Source organism: Streptosporangium sp. NPDC004379 (assembly GCF_042873875.1).
Taxonomy (GTDB): Bacteria; Actinomycetota; Actinomycetes; order Streptosporangiales; family Streptosporangiaceae; genus Streptosporangium.
Genome location: NZ_JBIAMC010000020.1, coordinates 25,322 through 50,609, shown reverse-complemented (window position 1 = coordinate 50,609; position 25,288 = coordinate 25,322). Strand labels below are relative to the sequence as shown.

The 25,288-nt window shown below is 71.6% G+C and carries 23 protein-coding genes and 1 tRNA gene; 8 read left to right on the top strand and 16 right to left on the bottom strand.

The features are described 5' to 3' along the window. Positions 1-77 precede the first annotated feature (77 nt). Entirely contained in the window at positions 78-506 is a 429-nt protein-coding gene (tnpA, locus tag ACFYSC_RS31830; protein ID WP_389968986.1) for an IS200/IS605 family transposase, read from the bottom strand. 7 nt (positions 507-513) lie between these two features. Between tnpA and ACFYSC_RS31825 the strand changes: the two genes are divergently transcribed. Both ACFYSC_RS31825 and ACFYSC_RS31820 read left to right on the top strand, forming a co-directional pair. After that, on the top strand, positions 514-1,674 hold the full coding sequence (locus tag ACFYSC_RS31825) for an RNA-guided endonuclease InsQ/TnpB family protein (protein ID WP_389968984.1): 1,161 nt from the start codon (positions 514-516) through the stop codon (positions 1,672-1,674). Between the two features lie 108 nt (positions 1,675-1,782). Beyond that, entirely contained in the window at positions 1,783-2,421 is a 639-nt protein-coding gene (locus tag ACFYSC_RS31820; RefSeq protein WP_389968982.1) for a maleylpyruvate isomerase N-terminal domain-containing protein, read from the top strand. Positions 2,422-2,492: 71 nt separating this feature from the next. Here the strand turns inward: ACFYSC_RS31820 and ACFYSC_RS31815 are convergent, their stop codons facing one another. The 7 genes from ACFYSC_RS31815 to ACFYSC_RS31785 form a co-directional block, all read right to left on the bottom strand. Continuing rightward, the gene (locus tag ACFYSC_RS31815) at positions 2,493-3,968 is read right to left on the bottom strand and encodes a hypothetical protein (protein ID WP_389968980.1); all 1,476 of its coding nucleotides are present in this window, start codon (positions 3,966-3,968) and stop codon (positions 2,493-2,495) included. Further along, positions 3,965-4,636 (bottom strand): ABC transporter ATP-binding protein, encoded by a 672-nt coding sequence (locus tag ACFYSC_RS31810; RefSeq protein ID WP_389968979.1) that lies wholly within the window; start codon positions 4,634-4,636, stop codon positions 3,965-3,967. The genes ACFYSC_RS31815 and ACFYSC_RS31810 overlap by 4 nt, the downstream gene beginning before the upstream one ends. A 53-nt stretch (positions 4,637-4,689) precedes the next feature. Next, a complete protein-coding gene (locus ACFYSC_RS31805) occupies positions 4,690-5,262 on the bottom strand; it encodes a peroxiredoxin family protein (RefSeq protein ID WP_389968977.1) in 573 nt (190 codons plus the stop codon). Next, entirely contained in the window at positions 5,259-5,828 is a 570-nt protein-coding gene (locus tag ACFYSC_RS31800) for a MauE/DoxX family redox-associated membrane protein (protein ID WP_389968976.1), read from the bottom strand. The genes ACFYSC_RS31805 and ACFYSC_RS31800 overlap by 4 nt, the downstream gene beginning before the upstream one ends. After that, positions 5,822-6,706, bottom strand: coding sequence for a hypothetical protein (locus tag ACFYSC_RS31795; protein WP_389968974.1), 885 nt, complete (start codon positions 6,704-6,706; stop codon positions 5,822-5,824). Before ACFYSC_RS31795 ends, ACFYSC_RS31800 begins: the two co-directional genes overlap by 7 nt. An 11-nt stretch (positions 6,707-6,717) precedes the next feature. Then, on the bottom strand, positions 6,718-7,734 hold the full coding sequence (locus tag ACFYSC_RS31790) for an MvdC/MvdD family ATP grasp protein (RefSeq protein ID WP_389968972.1): 1,017 nt from the start codon (positions 7,732-7,734) through the stop codon (positions 6,718-6,720). Between the two features lie 92 nt (positions 7,735-7,826). Further along, on the bottom strand, positions 7,827-8,036 hold the full coding sequence (locus ACFYSC_RS31785; protein WP_389968970.1) for a hypothetical protein: 210 nt from the start codon (positions 8,034-8,036) through the stop codon (positions 7,827-7,829). A 149-nt stretch (positions 8,037-8,185) separates the two neighbouring features. On the opposite strand from ACFYSC_RS31785, the gene ACFYSC_RS31780 reads away from it, so the two are divergent. Continuing rightward, complete coding sequence (locus tag ACFYSC_RS31780; RefSeq protein ID WP_389968968.1) at positions 8,186-11,038, top strand: AAA family ATPase; 2,853 nt, start codon at positions 8,186-8,188, stop codon at positions 11,036-11,038. A gap of 114 nt (positions 11,039-11,152) precedes the next feature. Next, positions 11,153-11,572, top strand: a complete 420-nt coding sequence (locus ACFYSC_RS31775; RefSeq protein WP_389968966.1) for a LuxR family transcriptional regulator — start codon at positions 11,153-11,155, stop codon at positions 11,570-11,572. A 127-nt stretch (positions 11,573-11,699) separates the two neighbouring features. On the opposite strand, the gene ACFYSC_RS31770 is transcribed toward ACFYSC_RS31775, so the two are convergent. From ACFYSC_RS31770 to ACFYSC_RS31750, 5 genes are all read right to left on the bottom strand, one after another. Next, positions 11,700-11,772: transfer RNA gene (locus tag ACFYSC_RS31770), tRNA-Ala, on the bottom strand. 218 nt (positions 11,773-11,990) lie between these two features. Beyond that, positions 11,991-12,623 carry a histidine phosphatase family protein gene (locus ACFYSC_RS31765; protein WP_389968964.1) on the bottom strand — a complete coding sequence of 211 codons (633 nt, stop codon included), beginning with the start codon at positions 12,621-12,623 and terminating at the stop codon, positions 11,991-11,993. Beyond that, positions 12,620-13,027, bottom strand: a complete 408-nt coding sequence (rsfS, locus tag ACFYSC_RS31760; protein WP_362937521.1) for a ribosome silencing factor — start codon at positions 13,025-13,027, stop codon at positions 12,620-12,622. Before rsfS ends, ACFYSC_RS31765 begins: the two co-directional genes overlap by 4 nt. Before the next feature lie 288 nt (positions 13,028-13,315). Then, positions 13,316-17,575, bottom strand: coding sequence for a trypsin-like peptidase domain-containing protein (locus ACFYSC_RS31755; protein WP_389969113.1), 4,260 nt, complete (start codon positions 17,573-17,575; stop codon positions 13,316-13,318). A 32-nt stretch (positions 17,576-17,607) separates the two neighbouring features. Further along, positions 17,608-17,901, bottom strand: coding sequence for a trypco2 family protein (locus ACFYSC_RS31750; protein ID WP_362937518.1), 294 nt, complete (start codon positions 17,899-17,901; stop codon positions 17,608-17,610). A gap of 77 nt (positions 17,902-17,978) precedes the next feature. Between ACFYSC_RS31750 and ACFYSC_RS31745 the strand changes: the two genes are divergently transcribed. Beyond that, positions 17,979-19,751, top strand: a complete 1,773-nt coding sequence (locus ACFYSC_RS31745) for a hypothetical protein (protein WP_389968962.1) — start codon at positions 17,979-17,981, stop codon at positions 19,749-19,751. 10 nt (positions 19,752-19,761) lie between these two features. Here ACFYSC_RS31745 and nadD read toward each other — a convergent pair whose 3' ends face one another. Next, positions 19,762-20,382, bottom strand: coding sequence for a nicotinate-nucleotide adenylyltransferase (nadD, locus tag ACFYSC_RS31740; protein ID WP_362937512.1), 621 nt, complete (start codon positions 20,380-20,382; stop codon positions 19,762-19,764). A gap of 73 nt (positions 20,383-20,455) precedes the next feature. Between nadD and ACFYSC_RS31735 the strand changes: the two genes are divergently transcribed. After that, positions 20,456-21,481: a M48 family metallopeptidase gene (locus ACFYSC_RS31735; protein WP_389968960.1), complete on the top strand. Its 1,026-nt coding sequence runs from the start codon at positions 20,456-20,458 to the stop codon at positions 21,479-21,481. 182 nt (positions 21,482-21,663) lie between these two features. Here the strand turns inward: ACFYSC_RS31735 and ACFYSC_RS31730 are convergent, their stop codons facing one another. Further along, on the bottom strand, positions 21,664-22,104 hold the full coding sequence (locus ACFYSC_RS31730) for a YybH family protein (protein ID WP_389968958.1): 441 nt from the start codon (positions 22,102-22,104) through the stop codon (positions 21,664-21,666). Positions 22,105-22,249: 145 nt separating this feature from the next. Next, positions 22,250-23,152 carry a LysR family transcriptional regulator gene (locus tag ACFYSC_RS31725; protein WP_389968956.1) on the bottom strand — a complete coding sequence of 301 codons (903 nt, stop codon included), beginning with the start codon at positions 23,150-23,152 and terminating at the stop codon, positions 22,250-22,252. Positions 23,153-23,260: 108 nt separating this feature from the next. On the opposite strand from ACFYSC_RS31725, the gene ACFYSC_RS31720 reads away from it, so the two are divergent. After that, positions 23,261-23,668 (top strand): hypothetical protein, encoded by a 408-nt coding sequence (locus tag ACFYSC_RS31720; RefSeq protein WP_389968954.1) that lies wholly within the window; start codon positions 23,261-23,263, stop codon positions 23,666-23,668. Beyond that, complete coding sequence (locus tag ACFYSC_RS31715; protein WP_389968952.1) at positions 23,661-25,265, top strand: multicopper oxidase family protein; 1,605 nt, start codon at positions 23,661-23,663, stop codon at positions 25,263-25,265. The genes ACFYSC_RS31720 and ACFYSC_RS31715 overlap by 8 nt, the downstream gene beginning before the upstream one ends. Positions 25,266-25,288 lie beyond the last annotated feature (23 nt).

Here is a 25,288-nt window from a genome sequence, read left to right as displayed (position 1 = left end):
AGCCTCATCTAGCGAGGAACCCCGGGCGTTTACCCCCGGGAGGAATCGCTTCCCTGACCCGGGCTTGCGTCCGGACGTCAGTCCGGACGCTTCTGGTTCTCTATGTACTCTTTGATGATCGACAGGGGAGCTCCCCCGCAGGAGGCGGCGAAGTAGGACGGCGACCAGAAATGGCCGCCCCACAGATACTCGCGGATGTGGGCCGGGTACTCCTTGCGCAGCAACCGGGCCGAGACGCCCTTGAGACTGTTGACCAGGGTGGACAGCGCGACCTTGGGCGGGTAGTGGACCAGGAGATGGACATGGTCATGCTCACCGTTGAACTCCACCAGCGACGCGCCGAAGCCGTCGCACACCTCGATCATGATGTCCCGGCAGCGGAGCAGGATCTCGTCGGTGAACACCTTCCCCCGGTACCTGGGCGTGAAGACCAAATGGGCATGCAGGCTATAGACCACACTACGGCCTCGCCGGATATCCGGGTTCGGTTCCCATCGCGGTGACATAGACCAAATGATAGTGTGTTCGACCATGAGACTGGTGGTGCAGGTGAAGCTCCTGCCGACGCCCGAGCAGGCGGCGGCACTGGAGGCCACGCTGCGCGCCGCCAACCAGGCCGCCGATCTCGTTTCGCGCATCGCCTTCCAGCAACGCTGTTTCCGTAATTTCGACCTGCGCAAGCACACCTACGAGCAGGTAAAGGCCACCTTCGGGCTGGCCGCGCAGGCCGCCCAGCATGTGATCAAGAAGGTCTGCGACGCCTACCGCACCCTGCATGCCAACCTGGCCGCCGGAAACCTGGGCAAACGAGGATCGGCGCGGCGAATCAAAGCTGAAAGCACACCGATCTCCTTCCGGCCCGGCGCGGCACATCCCTACGACGACCGGTGCCTGTCCTGGCAGCACGGGGACCGGACAGTGTCGATCTGGACGACCGCCGGACGGCTGCGCAACATCACCTTCACCGGCTCAGCCCAGCAGCTGGCGCTGCTGGCCGAACACCGCAAAGGCGAATCCGACCTGGTGCGGCGGGACGGCATGTGGTTCCTGCACGCCACCGTCGAGGTATCGGACGCCCCGATCAACGCGCCGGACGGGTTCTGCGGGGTGGACCTGGGCATCGCCAACATCGCCACCACCAGCGACGGCATCCGGCACAGCGGCAAGCACCTGAACGCGGTCCGCCACCGCAACCGTGAGCTGCGCCGCCGTCTGCAGGCCAAGGCCACCAAGTCGGCCAAGCGGCTGCTGAAACGACGCCGCCGCAAGGAGGCCCGCTTCGCCGCAGACGTCAACCACCGCATCGCCAAGCAGATCGTGACCGAGGCAGAACGCACCGGGCAAGGGATCGCCCTGGAAGACCTCCAAGGCATCCGCGACCGGGTACGGCTTCGCAAGCCCCAGCGGGTCACGCTGCACTCATGGAGCTTCCACCAGCTGGGAGCCTTCATCGCCTACAAGGCGGCCCGGGCCGGGATGGCCGTCATCCATGTGGACCCGTGCTACACCTCCCAGCAATGCTCGCACTGCGGACACGTGGACTCCCGCAACCGGCCCGACCAGGAAACCTTCATCTGTACGTCGTGCGGCTTCGCTGAGCACGCCGACGTCAACGCGGCCCGCAACATCGCCTCACGCGGTGAGGCGGGCTGGGCAGTCCGTCACGCTGCCTGACGCGGACCGGACCGTCGACGCCATCGACGGCGAGGAGCTGCAAGCTCGGTCGTTTACAGCCGAGAAGCTGACAATGACGGGTGGAGTTTCACTGGAAGGAGTAGGTGAATGACCGGCACCAGAGCCGATTTCCTGTCCACCGCCCGCTCGGCCGCCGATCTGCTGCGCGGCCCGGAGGTCGCCGCCGCCTGGAGCCGGCCGAGTGCGTTGCCGGAGTTCGGTGTGGCCGGTCTCGCGGGACACCTGGCCTACCAGATCCTGGCCATCCCGCCGCTTCTGACCGGGCCGGTGCCGCAGGAGGAGACCATCGCCCTGCTGGAGCACTACACCCGGGTGGACTGGATCGGCGCGAGCCTCGACGACGACATCAACGTCCGCATCCGGCGAGGCGGCCGGGAGGTCTCGGCCGAAGGACACGCGGCGCTGGTGGCGCGCGTGGACGCGGCCCTCGCAGAACTGGACGGCGCCCTCGCCTCGGCGGAGAACCGGCCGGTGCGCATCTCGTTGTGGGGACCGTGGTCACTGACGCTCGACGACATGCTCATCACCCGGATGATGGAGCTCGCCGTCCACTCCGACGACCTGGCGGTCAGCGTGGGCGTCGCGACACCCGCGCTTCCGCCCGGCGCCGCCGACACGGTGATCGGCCTGCTGGCCCGCCTGGCCGTGCGCCGTCACGGCCCGACCGGCGTCCTGCGGGCGCTCAGCCGTGCCGAACGCGCCCCGGCCACCATCACCGCCTTCTGAGAGACCGGGACCTCCGTACCGGCGGCCCACGTCACATGGAGACGGCTCCTCGTCGCCGCCCTCCACGCCGATCAGCGCGAGCCTCGCCATCCGGCGGGCGAGGTGACGAGCCGGGCCGCACCCGAGCAGGTCACCACGGCCGCCAGTGACAGGCTCGCCACCGCGGCGATCGGCGCGTGCGAGGCCAGCAGGGTCGCACACGGCACCCAGCCGAGCGCGCACGATCCCAGCGCGAGCACGAACCTGGCGGCCATCGGTTCGGCGAGCGCCCCGGCCAGCTCGCCCGCGCCCACGATGAGCACGGCCGTGACCGGAGCCAGCAGCACACCGGCCCACCACAGGTCCACCGCGAGCACGGGCGAGAGGATCTGCGGCAGCCACAGCACCTCCAGCGTCGCCGCCGTGCGCGCTGTGGGAAGGACGTTGGCCCAGATCAGGACTCGCTTCATCCGCATCCCCGTCACGGGCACGAAGTCGTGGTCGCGCTCCACGGCCAGGCCTCCGACGAGGTGCTCGCCCAGCAGGTGCGGTACGGCGAGGAGCAACGGCACCCAGGCGTACGCGGGGACCGTCACCAGCAGCCCCACCGTCGCCACGAGCAGCACCGCGGGCATCACGAGATGATCGGCCAGCACCCGCCGCTCCTGCGCCAGCGCCCGGTAGAGAACCGCCCGCTCTGCGGCGAACACCGGCCGGTGCCCCAGCGAGGCCACCCCGGGACGGAACCGCTCGGCTCCCAGTTCCTGGCCGCTGCCGGAACGGCTCAGGACCTCCCGCGCTCCCGCGGCCTCCCAAGCCGCCGCGGCGGCGGGCTCCTGGTACCCGTCGGCGGCGGCCACCAGCAGAGCCGCGACGCACACCAGCGCCACCAGGGCGGCCGTCAGCGGCGGGGCCGACCCCGGCGCCGGTTCGAACATCGAACCCATCAGCCCCTGCACGAGCGGCGCGAGCCGCACCCACGCCGCCGCGGGCAGATCGGAGGCGTAGGACGAGAGCATCGCCACCCCCCAGACCGCTCCGGTGACACGCGTGGCCCTGAGGGCCGCGGCAGGCCCCAGCGCGAGCAGATGGCGCCCACACGTGACCAGCCTGAGCAGCAGGAGCAGCACGGCGCAGGCCGCGGCCGGCCGCCAGGCCGGTGCCGGGTCGAGCCCCGCGGCCCAGCGCGACAGCGCCCCGGTCGTCAGGACCATCAGCGAGAAGCGCGCCGGCCCGGCCAGCAGGTGCCGGGCCAGCACGGCACGACCGCCTCCGGGAGCGGTCAGCAGCCACGAGACGTCGCCGACCGACAGCCGTAGCGGAGAGCGGCGCGTGGCGGTCAGCAACAGCAGAGGCAGGATCAGCGGCGCGGCGGAGACCATCCGGACGGCCATGCCGTCCTGGCCTCGCGGCGCGAACGCGGGCAGCCTGAGCTGGAGCAGGGCGACCGCGGCCGCTGCCGCCGTCAGCAGCAGCATCCGCCACGGGCGTAGTCCGCGTACCCGCCGGGACCAACCGGCGAAGGAGACGTAACCGGTGGCGCGGCCCGCGGCCGCGAACGCCTTCATCGGGTCTCCGACGTCAGCGCCAGATAGACCTCTTCGAGCCCGGTCCGGCTGGGCAGCCCGGCCTGGCGCGCGAGGCTGGAGAGGTCCCCGCCGGCTTTGACCCGTCCGCGCTCGAGCACGATCACCTGATCGGCGATGCGCTGCGCGTCATGCAGGATGTGGGTGGTCACAACGACGGCCGCCCCTTCCGCCGCGAGATCACCGAGGATGGTGCGCAACCGCGCGGCGCTGTGAGGGTCCAGGCCGTTGAACGGCTCGTCGAGCAGCAGCACCTCGGCCCCGTGCAGCAGCGCCATGACGAGGGCGAGCCGGCGCCGCAGGCCTTGCGAGAGCTCGTGCGGCAGTGCGTCGAGGCGGTCGGTGAGCTCGAAGCGCTCCAGCAGCCGGCGGGCGCGCGGCTCCCACGCGGGCAGCCGGTAGGCCAACGCGATGAAGGTGACGTGTTCCCAGACGGAAACACCCGGGTACAGATCGGGTTGTTCCGGCATGTAGGAGAGAGCCTGCTGGGCTCGGGCGCCGCCGGGTGGATGGCCGGCGACCAGCATGGCACCCTCGTCGAGCCGTACGAGGCCGGCAGCCGCCCGGAACAGCGTGGACTTTCCCGCGCCGTTGTGCCCCAGCAGCGCGGTGATCTGCCCGTGTCCGCACCGGAAGGTCGCGCCGTCCACGGCGGTCCGCTCCGCGAACCGTTTGACGGCTCCTTCGCATTCCCACGCCGCTCTCATCGCGCGCCCACCGTGTTCGACTGCCAGCCACGCACGAGTTTCTGCCAGCCTTCCGAGCCGAGCGGCCCGCTGCTGCGGACCACGCCTGACTCCACATGGCAGTACAGAGGAGTGGCCTGACGCGGGTTGTACCGTTCACGCAGCGGGTGATCCGCAGCGGCCAGTACGGTTCTGGCGGGTATGGCATGTTCGGCGACCAGCCGCTCCGCCTCGGCGCGGCTGCCGGACTCCTCGTCGAGAACGACCATCACCAGCTCGCTGCCCGCGGATTCGGCCAGCCGCCACAGCACCCTCATGTGCGGCAGATGCTCACGGCAGCTCGGGCAATGAGTGGAGACGAAGACGAGGGTGAGGGCGCGCTCGGCGTAGTCCTGGGTGTCCACCACCGCGCCGTCGAGCGTGAGTGCGGAGAAGGGTGGCGCGGACGCCCCTTCCGGCAGCGTGAGGTCGGCCGGCTGATGGCGGAAGGGATCGAGCGCGTACCGGAGCTTGGCCGCCATGCGCAGGGTCAGCGTCACCGAGCCCAGCAGGGCGGCCCAGGTGAGGGCGAACATCGCCGTCGTGGTCATGACATGCTCTCCTTCGCGGTGGCCGGCCGCCGCCCCGGACGCAGGATCAGGCTCACATCCGGCAGGCGCAGCCAGACGGTGACGGACAGCGCGGCCATGACTGTGACGAGCGCGAGCGCGTCGGCCTGGAGTACGCCCTGGCGCGGCGCCGACGCCTGCAGGAGCAGCGCGGCGCACGCGCAGGTGATCAGTCCGGCGTTGCGGATGAGGTCGAGCGCCGAGATGGGCTGCGTACCACGGCCGAAACAGTTGCAGGAGATCCGCCGCCCCCTCAGCAGCGCCCGTGTGAGCTGGGCGGAGAACACCAGGAGGAGCACTGCGGCGAGCAGCAGGCCCCAGCGCAGCGCGGCGCCGCCGGCCCCCGTCATGAAGGCGGCGGCGCCCTCGGCCGCCACCACCGCGACCGCCGCCGGACGGGCCGCGCGAGCGGGCAAGCCGGACAGGTCGCCGGTCGCCTTCACGAAGGCGGGCAGGTCACGCAGTTTAGCCACGACCGCCAGCACGAAGACCGACGTCAGACTCAGGCGCAAGAACATCAGCGCGTGCTCGGACAGGGGCGTCAGCATGTGCGTTCACCTCCGGTGGGGTCGAACTCCCAGTACGGGCGGGGCGGCTGGTCGGGTGTGGGCGTGGTGAGGAGCCGGCTGGCGCGAAAACCCCTGGCGTCGGCCACCAGGCTGAGCAGGCCGCCGTTCTCGTCGCTGCGCCCGTACCACTCGCGCAGCGGCTCGGTGCAGCGCCACATCAGCTCCTCCTCGTTCCGGCTCGGCGCCGTCACCTTCAACCCCAGCCGTATGGCCTCGGCGCGGGTGATGGCGTGGCCGTGACTGTCGTAGCCCGAGACCAGCTCCTCCACGATGCGGGCGCGTTCCTCCGCGTCCAGGCCGGGCCTCTGGCAGGCGATGAGCTCGCGTGCGGCCCTGCGGATGTTGCGGTCCGCGCGGTAGAAGGTGGACAGCGTCGTGGGGAACAGGCGCTGGCTGACGGCCGAGAACACCTGGAGCCGGTCGGCCCGCTCGTCCAGGCCGAACCACTCTCCGGCCATCCGGGGCAGGAGCCTGATGTCCTCCGCGGAGATGCGGCCGGGTCCCGAGACCTGCTCTCCCAGGGCGGAGATGTGCGGGTCGATCGGTCCCAGCTGCGCCATCGGGCCCAGCACGAGCTCGTCGGCGGCCAGGCACAGCAGGGTGCCGGCGGATTCGGCGTGGTCGGGAACGAGCACGGCCAGCCGGTCGGCGTGCTCGCGCAGCAGCAGGGCGATGCGCCGGGTGGCGTCCACGTCGCCGCCGCTGGTGAGCAGGACGAGATCCAGGCGCTCGGCGCGGTCGCGGCTTCGCAGGCACTCGTACAGGATGTAGGCGTGCGTGGCGTCCAGCCGGTCGGCCAGCAGGGCGACGGCCCGGCCTCCGCGCAGGCTCTCCAGCTCGGCCAGCGCGGCGGTCACCGCCTCCCCTCTCACGACGGGCCGCCCGCGTTGATCAGGCAGCCGGCCAGCGCGTCTGTCATGCGCAGCTCGGGCACGCGTTCCTCGACGTAGAAGAACTGGCCCACAGGGTTGTTCTCCAGGAAGACGTAGCGTCCGTCCGGAGTCAGGATGAGGTCCAGCGCACCGAATGTCAGGCCGTAGCTGTGCACGAACTCCAGGCAGAGCGCGGCCGTCTCGTCGGGCAGCCGGGCCGCGCGGTAGGGGACGTCCACGTCGAAACGCCGCACGTCCACCGCCGTCTCCGGCCGCTCCTGCGAATGGATCTCGGCGGCGAAGACCTCGTCTCCGATGACGGTCACCCGCAGCTCCCTGTCCTTGTCGACGTACTCCTGAAACAGGCAGGGGGCCAGGCGGACGGCCTCCAACGCCGCCAGCTCGGCCTCTCCGAGCAGGGTCGTCGGCATCTCCAGGGACGGTGGCGGACCGGTCACCGCTTCCGCGTCCGTCTCGACGGAGACGAGCGCGGAGGGCCCGGCCATGCTCTTGAAGATCGTTCTCCCGCCGCACTCGGCGTGGAAGGCGCGCACCGCCTCCGGATCGGTGGTGATGAGCGTGCGCGGCACCTCGAAGCCCATGGCGGCGGCCCGTCTCAGCTGCTCGGGTTTCCAGCTCGCCGCCCTGACATCGCCTGGGCGGCTCATCCAGTAGCAGTCGAGCGAGGCCAGCAGTCCGCCCATGGTCTGTTCCAGCTCCGCGACGGCGAAGGCGCGCTCCAGCGGGCTCAGCTCGGCCGACACGCCGTAGGGGTGCGGTCGGCGCAGCCATACCGACCGCACGCGCTCCAGGTCGACGGCCCGGCCGGCGCTCAACCGGAAACCGCCCGTCCAGTTCCGGTCGCCCAGTTCGGTGCTGATCGCTGCCGCGTCGGGCAGGTGGTCGGAATTCAGCCGCACGGGCTCATGCCCCCGGCCGATCAACTTCTTGATGACGACGTCGGCGTGCGAATCCATGGTGTTGGTGAAGATCAGTATTTGCGTGCTCTGCATCTGTGGCCCCGCTCGGTGGGGATGGACGGGAACGGAGATCTCCGGAGCGCCGGGAGGGCTGCTCCGGAGATCTCCGAGGGGGTCGGCGGGGGTCAGCAGCCGATGGGGCCGGTGTCCCAGAGCTGCCGGTTGTAGGTGACGCAGGCGCCCAGCGCGCAGACCTTGAACTTGGTGCAGTAGCCCGCGGAGGCGGCGTCGCCGCCGACCCACACCTGCTGGTCGGTGTCGTACGCGCCGACCAGCTCGGTGGTCGTCTCTGCGGGGGCCGTGCGGGCGATTCCCAGACCGAACGGAGCCTTCATGGCTTTTTCCTTTCGTTGGTGATGTCTCTAGGGTCTCGGCGGGGCCACTTTCCCGACAGTCACGAAAAGACAGGACAACTCGGATGGTCAGGCCTCTTCGCTCGGCACTATCGTGAAGATCCTTGATCTCGCGCTGGTGGAGGTCGGACGTGGAGAGTCGTGCCAGGCGTCTCGTAGGCAGGCAAGGCGAACTCTCGGTGCTCGATGACGTACTGGCGGCAGCGCTCGCCGGGCGATTCCAGGTCCTGACGCTGACCGGCGAGCCGGGGATCGGCAAGTCACGGCTGCTGGACACGGTGGCGTCCGGCGCCGAGCAGCGGGGCATGTGCGTGGCAAGGGGATTGGCCTCGGAGTTCGAGTGCGACCTGCCACTGGCCCTGATCGTCGATGCCCTCGACGAACGGCTGGAGAGCCTGCGCGAAGAGCTGGGCGACCGCGTCGGCCAGGCGGCGATCCCCGTTCTGGCCTCCGTCTTCCCCGTTCTGGCCGGGGAGCCGGCCGTCGACGTACCAGGCGGCTTGAATGCGTTCACCCGCAACCGCCTCTACCGAGCGGTCCGGGGCGTGCTGGAGGAACTGGCGTCCCCCGGTGGCCTGGCCCTGGTGCTGGACGATGTGCACTGGGCCGACGACGCCTCGGCGGAACTGCTCGGTTACCTGGTGCGCCACCCGCCCGGCGGCGGCGTGCTGATGGCGATGGCCTACCGCCCCACGCAAACCTCTCCTTCCCTTGCCAAACTGGTACAGACCAGTGCCGAGCATCACCATCGGCTTGCCGTGGGCCCACTGAGCAGCGCCGAGGTGGCGGAGTTCCTCGGCGAGACGATCAGCCGCGCCCGGCTGCGGGCTCTGCACGAGGCCAGCAGTGGAAACCCGTTCTACTTGGAGGTCCTGGCCCGTCTGGGGCGGCAGGCCATGGCCGAGACCATCCCGGCCGAGCTGCCCGCCGACCTGCGCGCCGCGCTCAGGCTCGAACTCGACGCGCTGCCGTCCGACGCGCTGCTGGTGGCCTACGGCGCGGCGGTGGCGGGCGAGGAGTTCGAGCCCGCGCTGCTGGAAGCGGCCACGGCGCTGCCAGAGGAAACGGTCACCGAGGGCATAGACCTGCTGGCCGCCCGTGACGTCATCCGCCCGGCCAAGTCGGCCGGCCGCTTCCGCTTCCGCCATCCGCTGATCAGGAACGCCGTCTACGGCTCCGCCGGAGCGGGCTGGCGGGTCCGCGCGCACGCTCGCATCGCCGCCTACCTGGTCACGGTGGGCGCGCCCGCGTCGCTGCGCGCCCACCATCTGGTGCAGTCGGCCCGGCCGGGCGACCGCGGTGCGATCGAAACGCTGAAACAGGCCGCTCGGTCGGTCGAGGAGCACGCCCCGACCACGGCGGCGCGCTGGCTTCAGGCGGTGCTGCGCCTCGTTCCGGAGGACGAACCGGATCGGATCGAGATCCTCACGGAGCTGGCCAGGCTGCAGGCGGTCAGCGGTCAGCTCCACGAGGGCTGGAGCACGGCCCAGGAGGCGCTGCACCTGCTGCCCCGCACCGACCACGCGCGGCGGGCGGCGGTGGTCCGGCACTCGGCCATGCTCGACCGGATGCTGGGCCGGCCGACGAAGGGACGGGACCTGCTGACGGCGGAGCTCAACCGTATGCCCCACCCCCTGCTGCGTGCCGCGGTGCCGTTGCGGCTACGGCTGGTCGGGGACAACCTCATGCGAGGCGACGTGCGAACGGCCCAGCACTACCTCGACCTCATACCGGAGATCTCCACTCAGGAAGCGCCGGGCATGGCCATGGCCGTGGCCGCGCTGCGGCCCATGACGGCCTACGCGGCCGGGCGGCTGAACGAAGCGCTCCTGCATGCCGAGGCGGCCGAGCGCCTGGCGGACAAGACCTCGGACGAGCACCTGGCCGAATGGATCGACGCCTTCGCCTGGTTCTGCTGGTCGCAGACGCTGCTGGGCCGCCAGAAGGAGGCGCGGGCCCGGTTCTCGCACGCCGTCGCCGTGGCCAGGACGATGGGCCAGCACTACATCCTGCCGAACCTTCTGGCAGGACAGGCTCGGGCGCTCTGGCAGCTCGGTGAGCTGTCGGCGGCGGAGATGGCGGCCGACGAGGCGACCGAGATCGGAAGATCGCTGTCTTCGGTGCAGTTGCTGGCCTTCGGGCTGACCGAACTCTGTCTGGTGGCCTCATGGTCGGGGCGGCACGAGGAGGCTCTGCGACACGGCGAGGAGGTCATGCGGCTGTGCGAGAGCGAGACGGAGTCGTGGGCGGCCACCGCCCGCTACGCCGGTGCGCGGGCGCTGATCAACGCCGGGGAGGTGGATCGGGGTGCGCAGGTGCTGGCACAGGTGTGTGCGCCCCCGGCCAGGAGCGTGCTCGCCAGGAGCACCCTTCTGACCGGTTACGAGGCCATGGCCTTCGCTGAGATGACCCGGCGCCGGGGAGAGCAGGCCACGCTGTGGGCCGAGCGCGCCACCCGGCTTTCCCGGGGCGGCCCACCTCCCGCCCTGGCCACCGCCCAGCTGTGCCGCGCTCACGCGCTGCGGCTCGGCGAGCCCGCCGCCTCGGCCGAGCAGGCGGCGCGCGCGGCCGAGGGGTTCGCCCGTGCCGAGCATTGGATCGAGGCCGGACGCGCATGGCTGTGCGCGGGCACCGCCTTCACCGCCGCCGGTAGGCACGGCCCCGCCCATGCGGCGCTGCACCGGGCAGCCGAGATCTTCGTCCGCTGTGGATCCAGGCATCTGCTGGCCGAGTCCGTCCGGGAACAGCGTGGAAGCGGCGCGCACGCGTCATCGCCCTCGGGCGGCGGGACACGGCCCTTCGGGCTTTCACGCCGTGAGATGGAGGTCGCCGAGCTGGCGGGAGAGGGATGCAGCAACAAGCAGATCGCCCAGCGGCTCTCGATCAGCATCCACACCGTGGAGTCCCATCTGTCACACATCTTCACCAAACTCGGAGTCGCCTCCCGCATCGGGATGAAGAACGCCCTCGACGGCTGGATGTGACCACCACGACGATCCCTGATGCGGCCGGTCGCGGAAATCATGGTTTTCTGCGATGTTCCGCACCGTCCCCGTGCCACATGCTGGTCAGGTCCCTCACCGAGCTGGAGCGCCGACATGACCATGATCTCTGTCGTCCCGAAATCGCCGATCCTCCACCACGGGCTCCTGAGCGTCCTCCACGAGGAGGGCATCGACATCGCCACGGTCACGCCCGTCCTGGTCCTGGTGACCCACGGGGAGCATGGCGGCCTCGCCGAAAGGGTCGCGGAGGCGATCCTCCGTCATGAGCCGGAAGACGATCCCCGGCCCGCCCTCCATCCTGACCTGTCGGCCAGGGAGAACGAGGTGCTCCAGCGGATCGCCGATGGTCTGACCCAGCAGCAGATCGCTCAGAGCATGGGCATCAGCAGGCACACCGTCGACACCTATCTACGCAGGGTGCGAGCCAAGCTGGGACTGGGCAACAAGGCCGAGCTCACCCGAACGGCCCTGCTCGGCTCTCCACTCCCGAAGGCGTCCCCGACCCTCGGGTAGGGGCTTGGGGCGATGGAACGGCCGACGGCGACCTGATCAGCCGGGAAACGGCGAGATCCCGCCCGATCGAACCGATCGGACGGGATCTCGTCAGCACTTCCGGGCCGTTTCGGGAACCGCCCTTCGGTGGAGCTATGGGGATTCGAACCCCAGACCTCCTCCATGCCATGGAGGCGCGCTACCAGCTGCGCCATAGCCCCTGGTCACCGCTCCGAGTGCTCTCGTCGCGGCGCTTGGGAAGCATATAGGGATCCGGCACGATCGCCTAATCGCCGCGGTACGGCCCGCACCCGGCGCGGCCGGGCGCGGATCCGGGCGGCGAGACGATCACGCCGATGACGGCGGGGCCGCGGGTCCGTACGGCACCGGCACCGGCCGACGCCGGCGGGGCCGCGGGTGGCCGCGGGCCCGCGCGACGTCAGGACTGCGTCGCCTCGGGACTGTCGTCGCTCTGCACCGGCTCGGGGAGGGTGCCGGCGTTGTGCTCCGTCAGGCGCCAGCCCTTGCGGCCCTCCTCCAGGACCGACCACGAACAGTTGCCCAGACCGCCCAGGGCCGGCCACAACTCCTCCGGCAGGCCCATGAGCCGGGCGATGCCCAGGCGGATCGCCGCCCCGTGGGAGGCGACCACCAGCAGCCCGTCCGGCGCCAGGCGATCCGCCCAGCGGCGGATCGCCGCCGACACCCGCTCGGCGACGTGGGTGACGGGCTCGCCGCCGGGCGCCTCCCAGTCGGCGAACTCCCGGGGCCAGCCGGCGGCGATCTCCGCGCGGGTCAGCCCCTCCCACTCGCCGCCGCCCCTCTCGCGGAGGTCCTTGTCCACCGCCACCTCGAGACGGGTGAGGCGGCCGAGCGCCGAGGCGGTGTCGTACGCCCGCCGCAGGTCGGACGAGACGATCAGGGTGGGCCTGAGGGCGGCGAGCAGTGACGCGGCGCGGGCCGCCTGCGCCAGGCCCGTCTCGTCCAGCGGGATGTCCGTGTGCCCCTGGAAGCGCTTCTCGACGTTCCAGAGGGTCTGGCCGTGCCTCAGGCAGACGACACGGCGGCTCACTCAGATACCGCCCGGCGGGCGCGCTGGGCCGCGACCTGGGCCACGCTGTCCGGCAGGGAGATGGAGGGACAGTCCTTCCACAGGCGCTCGAGCGCGTAGAAGGTGCGGTCCTCCTCGTGCTGGACGTGCACGACGATGTCGATGTAGTCGAGGAGGACCCAGCGGCCCTCACGCTCGCCCTCCCTGCGGACGGGCTTGGCGTCGGCCTGGAGCCGCAGCCTCTCCTCGATCTCGTCGACGATGGCGCGGACCTGGCGGTCGTTGGAGGCGGAGCACAGCAGGAACGCGTCGGTGATGACGAGCTGGTCGCTCACGTCGTAGGCGAGGATGTCGTCGGCCAGCTTGTCCGCGGCGGCCTCTGCGGCGATCCTGATGAGCTGGACGGATCTGTCGGTTGCGGTCACGTGTCGGTCAGTCCTCCTGTAGTCGGCACCGTCGGCTTCCAAGGGTGCCCCATCAGAGTGGTTCCCGGAAACCACCGGAGCGCGGCGCCTAACGGTGTTACCACCCCATTACAACGCCTGTCGTGTGCCACCCGATTCCACACCGTGGACTCCCGCCGCCCGCCGGGCGGGCGTCCGCGGGAGAGCCGCGGTGGGTGACCCGCGGGCCGTGGGGAGACCGTGGAACCCTCCGGCGTCGCGGGACACCCGCCGGGGGCGTGCCGGCGGGTGGCCGTACCTGCGAAAACGTCAGCCGGGGCGGGGGTGGAGGAACTCCCCGGCGATGGCCGGGAGCGCCCGCGGCTCCGCCTCGTGCAGCGCGCTCAGGGCGGCCGTCCAGGCCGGTCCGCTCAGCACGCGCGCCAGCAGCCGCCGGGCCCTGGGCGGCTCGACGGTCCTCGCCAGGGCCATCAGGATCTGCGCCCGCCGATCCTCGTCCTCGATCCTGGCGGCCAGCTCCTCGATCCTGTCCGCCAGGCCACGCGCGGCTGACGGCCCCGCGCCGTCCGTGATGGCCCGCAGCGCCTCCACGAAGGCCATGAGCTGCCGGTCCGGATGGGTGATGCGGGCGGGGAACTGGAACTCCAGCCGCCTGACGATCTCCGCGATCATCGCCCCGCCGTCCCCGCCGGCCCTGCGCTTCCCGCCGGCCCCGCGCTTCCCGCCGTCCCCGCGCTTCCCGCCGGCCCTGCGCTTGCCGCCCTCTCCGCTCTTCCCGCCGGCCCCGCCGCCCGGATCCGCCCTGATCAGGACCGTGAACGCGTGAGCCAGGTGGTCGGCCGTGGGGATCTCCTTCGCGGCGACCTCGAAGGCGGCGGCCACGTCACCGCGCTCGGAGAGCGCCCGCACCACGGCGACGTACGCGTGTGCCCTGGAGGACGGCGCCACAATCTTCCGGACCATGGACAGGGCCTTTCGCACCTCCCCCCGGGAGACGAGCGCGGCCGCCACGTCGGCCAGCGCGGCCTCCCGCTTCTCGGGAGACGGGATGGCGCGGGCCAGACGCTCGGCGTCTCCCGGCCGGCCGGCGCCGGCGAGCGCCCTCACCAGGGAGATCAGCAGCCTGGTCCTCCTGCCCTCGTCCGGGACCCGCCGGACCAGCCTCTCGACCTCCTTCAGCAGGTCGTGGCCGATGCCTCCCCCGCTCGCCGTGGCCACGGCGAGCAGCGCGTTCGCGCGGTGGTCCGCCGCTCTCAGCTCACGCGCCAGAGCCATGGCCCGGCGGAGCTCCCCGCGGGCGGCCATGGTCTGGACCAGCCCGACCCTGGCCTGGTCGCGCCGGTCGGCGTGGGAGATCCTCCGCGCCACGGCGACGGCCCGTCTCATGTCGGGGCTCTCCCTCACCACCAGCGCCAGCGCGTGTGCCCGGAGGTCCGCGCTCGACAGCGACAGCGCCAGCTCCTCGGCCCGGTCGTGCTCTCCACGGGTGGCGAGCGCCCCGGCGACCCACGCCAGCGCCCTGTCCCGGTCCTCGGCGGCGGAGACCCGCTCGCGGGCCACGGCCTCGGCCCGTGCCACGTCCCGGCCGGCGAGCAGTCTCACCAGGCCGGTCAGCACCCTCGTCCTGACGGCCGGCTCGGGGATCGCGAGGGCCAGCTCCTCGGCCCGGTCGAGGTCCCCGACGGCCGCGAACGCCTCCGCGACGGCGGCCGGCGCCTGTGCCCAGGGGGTGGACGGCGCCCGCGTACGAGCCAGTGCCTCCGCCTGCTCGGCCAGATCGCGCGCCCGGCCGGGATCCGGCGTCGCCCCGGCCGCCGCGGCGAGCGCCCTGACGCGGTGGTGGGGGCTGTCTATCGCCGAGGCCACGGTCTCCGCCCGGGGATCCGCGCAAGCGCCGAACGCCTCGGCCACGGCGACCATCGCCCGGACGCGCCGTACCGGGGAGGCGACGCCGCGGGTCAGCGCCTCGGCCTCCTCCGCCAGGTCCGCCGCCCACCGCATGTCACCCTGCCTGGCGACCTCCTTCGCCAGGGCGCAGAGCGCGTGCACGCGCCGGGAGTCGAGGGGAATGGCCTCAACCAGCCCCTCGGCGCGTTTCGGATCACCGTCGGCGCCGACGGCGCCGGCCAGCGCGGCCAGCGCGGACGACCGCAGGTAGGGGGGCAGGCGGCCCGCCAGGGCCACGGCCCGTGCGACGTCGCCGCAGCGGGCGATGGCCGTCACCAGCGCGCCCAGGGCCCTGTCCTGGCCGTGTTCGCGCAGGATCGTCTCGGCCGCCTCCTCTGCCTCCTTCATGACGGCCGGGATACGGTCGCGGTCGCCTTCGGCGAGCGCCCTCAGGACGGCGCTCAGCGCCGGCACCCGCCGGCCCATGTTCGGGATCCGGTGGACGAGGACCTCGGCCCGCGCCACGTCGCCGCATTCGGCGGCGGCCCTCGCCAGGGTGACCACCGCCTGTGCCTGCTCGTCCGGGTCCACGACGGACGGGATCAGCCGCTCCGCCTCGTCGAGGAGTTCGGCCGACCGGCTCGCCCGCGCCACCGCGGCCAGCGCCCAGATCCGCCGGTCCGTCTCCTCGATGGACCGGGCCAGGGTCTCCGCGGCGCTCGTCTCGCCCGCGTCCGCCATCGCCTTCACGACGGCCGCCAGGGCCCATGACCGCTGTTCCACGCGGTCGATGGAGCACGCCACGGCCTTCGCGGCGCCCGGCTCACCGGCTTCGGCCATCGCCTTCACGACGGCCGCCAGGGTCTTGGCGCGCGCGTCCGCGTCCACGACGGAGCGGGCCAGCCTGACCGCCCGGCCGGACTCGCCGAGCCTGACCCATACGACGGGCAGTTCCAACGGCGGCGGCGAGGTGGCCACGCTGAGCCGGTCGCGGGCGACGGCCAGGCGCGCCAGGGTCGGCAGGTCGGGCTCGGCCTCGCCGAGAACGGCCTGCTGGGCGGCGGTGATCTCACGGACGGCGGCCGACCCGCCGCCCACGATGCCGCGCATCCGCTCGTGGCGGGCGTGGTCGAGCGCGTGGTCCACCAGGCGCGGGCCGGTCAGGAGCCGGCCGTAGGAGAGCAGGAGGTAGGCGGGCGTGTCCTCGGGCCAGCCCCGCGCGCGGTAGGAGTCGGCCCATTCATGGATCCGCTTCCGGTGCTCGCCGAGGCCGGGGGCGAGATACTCCTCGGCCATCCGGTACAGCGTCTCGTGGGCGTACAGGTAGCCGTCGTCGGTCCGGGTGAAGACCCGGTTGCCGAGCCGGCGCTCGACCTCGTAGCGCGGCAGACCCGTCAGCGCGGCGAGATCGTCCCGCGTGAGCGCGCCCTGGGCCGCGGCGACGAAACCCAGCAGCTCGCCGTTCCGCGGAACCCCGATCAACCGTTGGAGATCGTTCTTGGCCTCGATCTCCATGTGTGTGGCGTGCGCGTTCGGCGCCAGCTCCCGCACACGGCAGGTGCGGAGCGGGTGACCGGACGGCACGTCGCCGGGTACGCCGGGGTGTGGCCGGCCGGTGACGAGCACCCGGACCCCCTCGGGCGGGTGGTGGGGCAGCAGGGCGGCGATGCTGTGGTCCGGCCCCTCGTCCTCGTCCAGCCCGTCCACCAGCAGGAGCAGGCGCTCCCCGTCCTCCCGGCAGCGGCCTGCCGCCTCCTCCAGCAGATCGTCCAGCCGAGCCGTCTCGCCCGGTGTTCCCGCGACGGCCTCCAGCTGCCTGCTCACGGCCTGGAGGAAGGCGTCGGCGTCGGCGTCGGTGGGGCCGGAGACGAAGAAGGCGACGACCCGCACCTCCGGCGGAGGGGCGAGGGCGAAGGAGGCGGCCAGCGCGGACTTGCCCGACCACGGGCGTCCCCGCACCCACAGGTACGGTTCCTCGCCCCGGCAGAAGGCGGCCAGCTCCGCCAGCTCCCCGTCGCGGTCCCGGAGCCCTCCGGCGGGGACCACGTGACGCATCCGGGTCAGGTAGTCGTCGGTCCTCCGCCGGGGCGGCGGGTTGACGACGACGGCCCCGGAGCAGCCGATCTCCGCCCGCTGCTCCGGCGTCAGCGCCGACGCCCAGTCGACCCGCAGGGCGGTCAGGTGCCCGGCTCCCTCGCGGGGGTGGTGTTCGGACAGGACACCGACGAGCCTGTCTCCGACGAAGAGGGCGGCGCCCGACATGCCCTTCCAGGGGGACTCGGTCCGGTCCTCGGCCGGCGGGCGGTCGACGGCGACGCCCAGGGTGCCTCCGTACCGGTTCTCCAGCGGCAGGATGACCCCGGTCATCTGGGCGCTGTCCCGCACCCGCGCCTTCTCACGATATTTCCACAGGGGGAAGCCGACCGCCTGGCACCGCAGCTCGGTGGCGACGCCGGGGTCCACCAGCCCGTAGCGCACCGGCGGGAGAGCGCCCTCCGAGGGGACGCGCAGGGCCGCGAGGTCACCTTCCGTCCACAGTGGCGTCGCGGGCAGTTTGTGCGTCCGGTCCGCGGTGAAACGCACGTTGATGTCCAGCGCGTCCTTGATCACGTGGGCCGCGGTCAGGACCACCTCGGAGGTCACACGGTAGCCCGAGCCGTACCGTTTCTCCTCGTTCGGCAGGTCGACGATGACCTGCCCGGCGCGTTCGCCGTTCAGTCCTCGCCCTCCTGTCCGTAGCCGCCGATGTACGGTGACCCGCCCTCCGACTCGGGGGTGAGGGTGAGCTTCACCCGGTGGGTCTGCACGTCGACCGCCTTGGCGTCCGCGCCGGTCTCCACGACCCAGAACCTGACCTTGCCGTTCAGCGCGGCCTCATGGGTGACCGCCATCGTCATCTCCAGCTCGATGGGCCCCACCCCGAACCTCAGCCGCTCGCCCCCGGCCGATTCCATCGACTTCGTCAGCTCGGCACGCAGTTCCTTGATGACGGCCGACAATTCGAGCACGGACCCTCCAAGAGCAGACTAATTTCGTGTGATTATGTCAGCGAATCTACGGCGTAATCTATATAGAGGTAAGTATCGTGGCGAAGCGGAATAGCCAGATAGCCGTCGTCTGGCCGGAGCCGATGTCCCCGACGCGGACGAACACCCTCACGGTCGACCTCCCCCCCGATCCCGGCGACCACGTCGCCGCCGTCATCGAAGCGTGGACCGGCCGGGGCCTGACGATCGCCGACCGGCGCTCCAGGATGTCGTTCGTCGCCGGAGACGACCCGGATGTCATCCCCTACTACGCGGCCGTCTGCGGGCTGGTGGGCCGATGGGTCGAGGCACAGGTCAGGGGGGTTCCGCTCGACCTCGGACGGACCTACGACGAGGGCCGCGGGCTGACCGACGCGGGCCGGCCGGCGGTGATACCGACCTGGGCCCAGGTCGGCGGGGATGATCCCGGTCACCTGCCGCACGTGCCCTTCGATCCGGAAACACGACTCAGCCCGGAGGACGTGTCGCTCATCCGCCACGCGTACCGGTTGCGCATGGTCCCACCCGGCCGGGTCAAGCCCGCTCTCCTGTGTTTCGCGCTCGTGTCCGGAATCCGACACCTCGGACGGGAACGCCTCCCCTTTCTTTCGACCGGCCGTGAACCGGAGCCACTGCGCAAGGATTCCCCCGGCCAGGGAGTCGACCTCCACCGGATCCGGAGTGGCGCCGGCACGCACCGAAGGCTCCGTCAGCGGCACGCGTACGAGGTCGTCGAGCCCGTCGCCGACCTGACGACCTACGAGAAGCTGGCGCGGGCGAACGCCACGCCGATCGAGACGGTCCTGTCCCGGCTGGGGTGCTCCGCCGCCGACGACGATCCCACCCGATGGAGCTGTCCCCGGCCCGGCAGGCACTCGTTCAAGGACGCCAGGCCGTCGTTGGAGATCCGGCGGAACCAGGCTCGATGCGGGTTCTGCGGCGACAGGGTACGGCTGACCCCGACGCAGTTGGTGGCGGACACGCTGCGGATCACCCCCGACGAGGCCGCCTCGTTCATCGTCGACCTGAAGTGCGTCACGGGCCGTCCCGCCCTCGGTTATCGCCAGCCGAACCTGGCCGCTCCACCGCGCCGCGGCACCCTCGTCACCGCGTACGTCTCCGCCAGCAAACCGGACCGGTTCGACTGCGTGTTCCACGACGCGGGGGTCGGGTACTCGCGCAAGGCGGTGATCTGGCGCCCTGACACGGCCAACCTCCCGGAGGGGGTCGTTCCGGTGCGACTGCGGCCGGGAGACGTCGTCACCGCCCTCACCGTGGAGTTCCAACCGGCCACGGCCGGTGGACCGGGCCGGTGGCTGCTCTCCATCACCGCCTCCGAGCTGGCGGAACGGGCGATGGCGTCCCAGGTACAGGAGATCATCGACGGCAGGGCCGTCGTGACGGCCGTCGAGCGGGTCATGGGAGCCCGCGCCAAGGTGGTGGTGGCCCCGACGAAGCCGCACCTGGACGCGGTGGGCGCGTGCGTGGGTGTCGAGAACACCCACATCGACGCCGCGCAACGCCTCCTGAACAGACCCGCCCGCACCGAGCGGATGGAGATCATCGCCTACTCCAGCGACCTGCGCACCTACCTCGCCAACGCCCTGCACCCCGCCGAGATCGTCGACATGCGCGTCAATGACGACAACGCGGTCGTGGCCGTGACGCCGCAGCAGTTCCGCAACGCCGTCGGGGAGGGAGGCCTCAACGCGCAGCTGGCCGGATGGCTGACCAACAGGTACGTCGAGGTCGTCGTGGCGGGCACCGACCTGGACGCCGCCCTCGCCGCCCTGGAGGAACGCAGGAGGCCGAAGGATCTCCCGGAGACGTGAGCGGCCCCTCTCAGTCGTCCTCCGGCCGGTACAGGCCGCGCTTGTTGATGTACTGCACGATGCCGTCGGGCACGAGATACCAGATGGGCTCGCCCGCGGCCACCCGGTCGCGGCACTCCGACGACGAGATGGCCAGCGCCGGGATCTCCACCAGGCTGACCCGGCCCTCGGGGAGCCCGGGGTCGTGCAGCACGTGGCCGGGCCGGGTGGCGCCCACGAAATGGGCGATGGTGAACAGCTCGTCGATGTCACGCCAGCTCAGGATCTGCGCCAGCGCGTCGGCCCCGGTGATGAAGAACAGCTCGGTGTCCGGGCCGCGCTCGGCGGAGATCTCCCGCAGCGTGTCGATGGTGAAGGTCGGCCCCGGCCGGTCGATGTCCACCCGGCTCACCGAGAAACGCGGGTTGGAGGCCGTCGCGATGACCGTCATCAGGTAGCGGTCCTCCGGCGCGGAGACCGTCTTGTCGGCCTTCTGCCAGGGACGCCCGGTGGGGACGAAGACCACCTCGTCGAGGTCGAAGTGGTGGGCGACCTCACTGGCGGCCACCAGGTGGCCGTGGTGGATGGGATCGAAGGTGCCGCCCATGACGCCCAGGCGCCGCTTCCCCCCGCGACCGGATGCGTTCCTCATGGCAAGGACCCTAGCGCGCGGCCTGTGACCAGCTTTCCCCGGTCCCGCGCACACCAGGCGGGTCCGACGTAGCATGCCGGGCATGACCACCACCCCGGATCGCAACCGCGTGCAGCTGCCAGGCATAAGCTCCCGCGCCTACGAACATCCCGCTGATCGGTCCGCGCTGGTCGCCCTGCGCTCGCTCAGCGGCTTCGACACGGTGCTCAAGCAGATGTCCGGCCTGGTCAGCGAGCGCCGTCTGCGCCTGATCCATCTCGCCTCGGCCGTGCGCACCGGCGACACGCAGTTCCGCGCCCTGCACGACATGGGCCGCGACGCGGCCTACGTCCTCGACCTCCACCGCATCCCGGAGATCTACGTCCAGCAGAGCCCGGCGGTGCAGGCCAAGGCGATCGGCTTCGACGACCCGTTCATCGTCGTCACCACCGGTCTGCTCGACCTGATGGACGCCGAGGAGCTGCGCTTCGTCATCGGCCACGAGACCGCGCACATCCTGTCGGGTCACGCCGTCTACCGCACCATGCTCGACATCCTGACCCGCCTGGCCAGCCGTGTGGCGTGGATCCCGCTGGGTTACATCGGCCTGCGCGCCATCGTCGCGGGGCTGGAGGAGTGGCACCGCAAGTCGGAGCTGTCGGCCGACCGCGGCGGTCTGCTCTGCGGTCAGGACCCGGAGGCCGCGCTGCGCGCGCTGATGAAGCTGGCCGGCGGCTCGCGCCTGCACGAGATGAACATCGAGGCGTTCCTCGACCAGGCCCGCGAGTACGACACGGCCGGCGACGTCCGCGACGGCCTGCTGAAGGTCCTCAACCTGCTGGGCACCACCCACCCGTTCGCGGTCTCGCGGGTCGCCGAGCTCGACAGGTGGCGCCGCAGCGGCGACTACGAGCGCATGATCGGCGGTGACTACCCCCGCCGGGCCGACGACGCCGACGCGAAGATCACCGAGGAGATCAAGGCCGCCGCCCGCTCCTATCGTGAGTCCTGGTCGCAGTCGCAGGACCCCTTCATCGGCGTGCTGCGCGACGTGGCCGAGGGCGCGGTCAACGCCGGGGAGCGCATCTTCAACCGCTTCGCCCGCCGCGACGGCAACTGATGCGGCCCGGAGGCCCGGGAGAGACGTTCCCGGGCCTTTCAGGGGCGTCATCGTGAACACCGCGGAGACGGGCCGCCGTACCGGCCGTGACCCCGGGTCCCGCGGGCGGCGTCCGTCCCGTCCGTGAGAGACGGCCGTCGGTTACGGCGAGCCGTGACCGCCGTCACGCCTGCCACGACCCGTCAGGGTTCGAGGTCGGTCACCCCTCTGCCGCTCGCCGTGTCGAACGGCACGGAGACCTGGTCGTGGGCGATCAGCCAGCGGCCGTCGACCTTCCGGAAGCAGAAGGTGGCCCGGACCCACATGCCGTTCGTCGCCGTCCCGTCCTTCAGCGTGCCGCTGAGCCGGCCGAAGCCGTGCCCGAATGCCACGTCGTCGCCCATGGTGAACGTCAGGTCGCGGACCTCGTAATCCACATCCTGGAAGAACGCGAACACCTTCGCCCAGTTCTTCAGTTTCGCGTCCACCCCGACGTGCTGCAGCGGCGGCTCGACGTCGAAGGACACGACGTCCGTCGTGTAAAGCCGCCGCAGGGCTTCCAGATCCTTGGCCCGCAACCCCTCGATGATCTCGTCGATCCGCCGCCTGATCCCGGCTTCGTCCGCCTCGCGTAGCGTGGTCATCGCTGTCCGTACCTTCCCTTCGGTCTGGCGCTCCGGTCTCTCACCGGTACGACGACACGGCGCCCCGGAATGTCAGGGGCGCCGCGACCCGCACCGCACGCCGTGACGGCCGGCGTCCGGAACCGCGAGCCGCCCCGTGAGCCCGTCATCCGTGTTCGTCCCGCGATCGGCCGGCGGTCCAGTCCCAGCCGGTGATCGTGGCGCGCATCAGGCGGGCGGCGGTGGACAGGTGGCTGCCTGCGCCCCAGTGCAGGGTGACCGTGCGGCGGCAGTCGGGACTGTCGACGGCGATCCAGACGCCGGGGACACGCGCGGCGTTGCGGCGGGCGAAGGCGGGGACGAGACCGATGCCGAGTCCCGCGCCGATCAGCTCCGCGATGGCGCCGAGCTCATCGACCTCACAGACGATCTTCGGCGTGCGGTCCAGCGCGGCGAAGATCCGGTCGAGCAGCCGCCGCTGCCAGTGCCCCTCGCGGGCGGCGACGAAGTGCTGGCCGACGAGTTCGTCGACGCGCACGGACGTACGGCCCGCCAGCGGGTGATCGAGCGGCACGCCCACCCCCACCGCCTCGTCGAACAGCCGCACCGACTCCAGCCCTTCGGCGTGGATCGACTGTGAGGCGACGCACAGGTCGACGTCCTGGGCCCGCAGGCGGCGGGCCATGTCCTCGGCCGGTGACCAGTGGAGCTCGACCTCGACGGAGGGGTGGGCCCGCCTGTAGGCCGCCAGCGGGCCGGTGAGGGTGAGGAAGGTCTCCGACGCCAGCCGTACGGTGCCGCGTCCCCCGCCGGCGGCCTCGGCGACGGCTCGCCGTCCCGCGTCGAGCTCGCCCAGGGAACGTTCGACATGGTCGCGGAAGAGCCTGCCCGCGTCGTTCAGCCGGAGGCGGCCGCTCCGGTCGAACAGCGGGGTGCCGAGCTCACTCTCCAGCCGGGCGATGGTCCGGCTCAGCGACGGCTGGGCGATGCGCAGTTCCTCGGCCGCCCGGCTGAGGTGTTCCAGCCGCGCCACCACCAGGAACTGCCTGAGCGGGCCCAGCTCCATCATGCCTCCCAGAACATAACATCATAGCAATATTGATCTTAGACGAAATAACCAACAGGACATAATGTCGGGTCGTTCCCCAACCAAGGTCAGAACGAGGAGAAATGCGACATGCTCCCCGGGGCCGCGCATCGGCCGAAACCCGCAGAGTGGACGTTGCGAGCCGTCGTCAGCGCGCACATGGTGGCGATCGCCGGCCAGCCGGTGTTCGCCGGGGCGTATCTGACCGGTGACTTCGACGGCCTGCACCGGCACGCGATCGGCGCCGACGTGGTCACCTCCATCGGGTACCTGCAGGTGATCGTGACGATCGTGGTGTGGGTACGGCTGCGCCAGGCATGGCCGTTCCTGTCCACGGCGGCGGTGGTGACGGCCGAGACGGTGCAGTACTTCGCCGGCGTGAACGGTGCCCTCTGGCTGCACGTCCCGCTGGGCGTGATGACCGTCGCCGCGCTCACCGTGCAGTTCATCGCTGTCTGGCGCCGGCCCTTCCCACGGCGGGAGGCCCGTGATGCGTGAGGACCACGACGAGAGCCGCGGTCTGACCAGGCGGCGGATGCTGGGCATCGGCGGGGCGCTCGGGCTGACGGCGGCCGCCGGGCTGACGGCCGCGGCCGCACTGGCCCGCCGGCCGTCGGTCACCGGCGCCGAGCTGCGCAGCGCCGTACCGTTGCCGCCGCCGTTCCGGGTGCCGCTGCCGATCCCACCCGTGCTGAAGCCGGTCGGCGCCGGCCGTTACGAGATCACCCAGCGCGAGGCGAGCGCGGAGATCCTGCCCGGGATCAGGACACCGCTGTGGACGTACGAGGGCACCTTCCCCGGACCGACGATCGAGTCGCGCCGCGGCCGGCCGGTCACCGTGACGCACCGCAACGAACTGCCCGTGCCGACCGTCGTGCACCTGCACGGCGGACGGACCCCGGCGGCCTCCGACGGGTACCCGACCGACCTCGTCCTGCCCCGAGTCCGGCAGGAGCGCTCCACACACACGGGGCACGGCTCCGGGCACGGCACACGGGACATGCACGATCCGCGGGCCGTGGTGACCGAGCTGACGCGGGACTACACCTTCCCGCTGGACCAGCGGGCGGCATTGCTGTGGTACCACGACCACCGGATGGACTTCACCGCCCCCGCGATCTGGCGCGGCCTGGCCGGGCTGCACATCGTCCGCGACGACGTCGAAGACGCCCTCGGCCTGCCCGCGGGGCCGCGCGAACTGCCCCTCGTGATCACCGACCGCGCGTTCGCCGCCGACGGCACCCTCGCCTATCCCGCCCTCGACCCCGCCCTGCGGGAACGGCCGGGCGTACGCGAGCCCTATCTCGCCGGCGTCCTCGGTGACGTGATCCTGGTCAACGGCGTCCCCTGGCCCGTGCACGAAGTCGACGCGGCCCGCCACCGGCTGCGTGTCCTGAACGCCTCCAACGCCCGGCACTACGAGCTCGAAGCGGTCACCGATGACGGACGCCGCCTCGACCTCGTCCAGATCGGCGCCGACCAGGGGCTGCTCGCCGCACCGGTCACCCACCGGCTCCTGCCCATCGCGCCGGCAGAACGCCACGACCTGGTCATCGACTTCTCCGGCGTCCCGATCGGCGGCCGCGTCAGGCTCCTCAACCGGCTCGGCTCGGGCCGTACCCGTGACGTGATGGCCTTCCGCGTCGCGCGCCGCGCCGCCGACGACAGCCGCGTCCCCCGCACCCTCTCCACCGACCTGCCGGCCTGGCGCCGGTCGGACGCCGTCAGGGTGCGCGACCTCTCCTTCCGCGCCGGCCGTATGGACGGCGGCCACGGTTGGCTGATCGGCGGGCTGCCGTTCGACCCCGCCCGCTCCGACGTCGTCACCCGTCTCGGCGATGTCGAGGTGTGGCGGCTGGTCGCCGACGTCCACCACCCCGTCCACCTGCACCTGGCCGGTTTCCGGGTGCTCTCGCGCGGCGGCCGTCCGCCGCTGCCGCACGACGCGGGCCTCAAGGACACGGTCTCCCTGCGGCCGGGTGAGTCAGCCGAGATCATCACCCGTTTCGACGGCTATCGCGGCCGCTACCTCTTCCACTGCCACAACGCCGAACACGAGGACATGGGCATGATGGCCAACCTTGAGATCGTCTAGGAGCACGCGCCGTACCCGCCGGC

What these genes read in the sequence shown, in the direction of transcription:
- ACFYSC_RS31790 (WP_389968972.1), bottom strand. Translation starts at nt 7,734, where the DNA reads ATGCAGAGCACGCAAATACTGATCTTCACCAACACCATGGATTCGCAC.
- ACFYSC_RS31825 (WP_389968984.1), top strand. Translation starts at nt 514, where the DNA reads ATGATAGTGTGTTCGACCATGAGACTGGTGGTGCAGGTGAAGCTCCTG.
- ACFYSC_RS31815 (WP_389968980.1), bottom strand. Translation starts at nt 3,968, where the DNA reads ATGAAGGCGTTCGCGGCCGCGGGCCGCGCCACCGGTTACGTCTCCTTC.
- ACFYSC_RS31785 (WP_389968970.1), bottom strand. Translation starts at nt 8,036, where the DNA reads ATGAAGGCTCCGTTCGGTCTGGGAATCGCCCGCACGGCCCCCGCAGAG.
- ACFYSC_RS31775 (WP_389968966.1), top strand. Translation starts at nt 11,153, where the DNA reads ATGACCATGATCTCTGTCGTCCCGAAATCGCCGATCCTCCACCACGGG.
- tnpA (WP_389968986.1), bottom strand. Translation starts at nt 506, where the DNA reads ATGTCACCGCGATGGGAACCGAACCCGGATATCCGGCGAGGCCGTAGT.
- ACFYSC_RS31820 (WP_389968982.1), top strand. Translation starts at nt 1,783, where the DNA reads ATGACCGGCACCAGAGCCGATTTCCTGTCCACCGCCCGCTCGGCCGCC.
- ACFYSC_RS31805 (WP_389968977.1), bottom strand. Translation starts at nt 5,262, where the DNA reads ATGACCACGACGGCGATGTTCGCCCTCACCTGGGCCGCCCTGCTGGGC.
- ACFYSC_RS31735 (WP_389968960.1), top strand. Translation starts at nt 20,456, where the DNA reads ATGCCGGGCATGACCACCACCCCGGATCGCAACCGCGTGCAGCTGCCA.
- ACFYSC_RS31715 (WP_389968952.1), top strand. Translation starts at nt 23,661, where the DNA reads ATGCGTGAGGACCACGACGAGAGCCGCGGTCTGACCAGGCGGCGGATG.
- ACFYSC_RS31725 (WP_389968956.1), bottom strand. Translation starts at nt 23,152, where the DNA reads ATGATGGAGCTGGGCCCGCTCAGGCAGTTCCTGGTGGTGGCGCGGCTG.
- ACFYSC_RS31800 (WP_389968976.1), bottom strand. Translation starts at nt 5,828, where the DNA reads ATGCTGACGCCCCTGTCCGAGCACGCGCTGATGTTCTTGCGCCTGAGT.
- nadD (WP_362937512.1), bottom strand. Translation starts at nt 20,382, where the DNA reads ATGAGGAACGCATCCGGTCGCGGGGGGAAGCGGCGCCTGGGCGTCATG.
- ACFYSC_RS31720 (WP_389968954.1), top strand. Translation starts at nt 23,261, where the DNA reads ATGCTCCCCGGGGCCGCGCATCGGCCGAAACCCGCAGAGTGGACGTTG.
- ACFYSC_RS31730 (WP_389968958.1), bottom strand. Translation starts at nt 22,104, where the DNA reads ATGACCACGCTACGCGAGGCGGACGAAGCCGGGATCAGGCGGCGGATC.